The organism is Streptomyces racemochromogenes (assembly GCF_044129415.1).
In the GTDB taxonomy this organism is placed as follows: Bacteria; Actinomycetota; Actinomycetes; order Streptomycetales; family Streptomycetaceae; genus Streptomyces; species Streptomyces racemochromogenes_A.
The window spans coordinates 1-1260 of record NZ_JBBDHD010000293.1; the positions used below are offsets into that span (position 1 = coordinate 1).

The window sequence follows — 1260 nt, forward strand, 5'->3', positions numbered from 1 at the left end:
CCGCCGGGTGGCTGACGGCGCGGCTCGCCGCGGCGCTGCCCGAGGCGGTGGTGCGTCCGGCCGGCTCGCGGGCGATGGGCTGCGCCCTGCCGGGGGCCGACCTGGACCTGGTGGCGGTGCTGCCGGGGGCGCCCGACGCCGGGGCGCTGCGGGCGCGGGTGGCGGCCGCGCTGCCGGAGGCCGAGCGGCTGCGCGAGGTGACCGGGGCGCGCGTGCCGGGGCTGCGGCTGCGCGCGTCCGGGCTCGACGTCGACCTCGTCCTGGTCGGGACCGGTGCGCTGGACCCGGCGCGGGCCGTGGAGCGGCGGGCGGAGCTCGGCGAGGCGGCGGCGGTGGCGCTGAGCGCGCTCTGCGACGCCGAGGCCGTCCGGGAGTCGGTGGGGGCCGCGCACCGCGCCTTCGGCGGGCTGGCCCGGGAGGTCAAGGCCTGGGCGCGGGCCCGGGGCCTGGACTCGGCGCCCTTCGGGGGCCTGCCCGGGCTGGCCTGGGCCGTGCTGGCGGCGCGGACGGTGCGGGAGGCCGGGGACCGGTCGCCCGCGGCGCTGCTGCGGGAGTTCTTCGGCACCTGGGCGGCATGGGACTGGGCCGAGCCGGTGTCCTTGGACCCGGCGGCGGGGGCCGGCACCGCGGCGGGTGCGGACCCGGTGACCGTCCTGACCCCCTCGGCGCCGGTCCGCAGCTGTACGGCCCAGGTCGGCGCGGGTCTGCGGGACCTGATGGTCCGGGAGCTGTACGAGACCTGGGAGCGGCTGGACGCCGACCCGGAGGGGCTGGCCGGGATCCCGGCGGCGGCCCCGCCGCACCGGCGGCACGCGGCGTGGGCGGTGGTGACCGTACGGGGGGACGCGGTGCCGGAGTTCGAGGAGAACCTGGGCCGGGCCCGGGGCCGGCTGCGCGCCCTGCTCGGCGCGTTGGAGGAGACCGGGCTCACCGGTGTCCACGCCTGGCCCCGCCCCTTCGAGCGGTCCCCGGTCCTGGCCCGCTACGCGGTGGGCCTGGGCCCCACCCCGCCGGACCCCGCCGCCCTGGCCGCCCTCACGTCCCCCTGGGCCGGGGGCCTGCCGGGCGTGGAGGTCACCCGCGCGGACGGCGGTGAGGTCCCGGACCTGGTCCAGTGCTGTGACCGGCCCCGGGGGGGGGGGGGGGGGGGGGGGGGGGGGGGGGGGGGGGGGGGGGTTTTTTTTTTTTTTTTTTAAAAAAAAAAACCAACAAACACGCCTATTTATGATTTGTTTTTTGTTTTTTTTTTTTTTTTTTTTT

The 1260-nt window shown here is 77.5% G+C and carries 1 protein-coding gene; it reads left to right on the forward strand.

Annotated features, from left to right (window positions below):
* On the forward strand, nucleotides 1-1196 hold a 1196-nt coding region (locus WDV06_RS36890; RefSeq protein WP_395514160.1), incomplete at its 5' end, for a poly(A) polymerase.
* Nucleotides 1197-1260 lie beyond the last annotated feature (64 nt).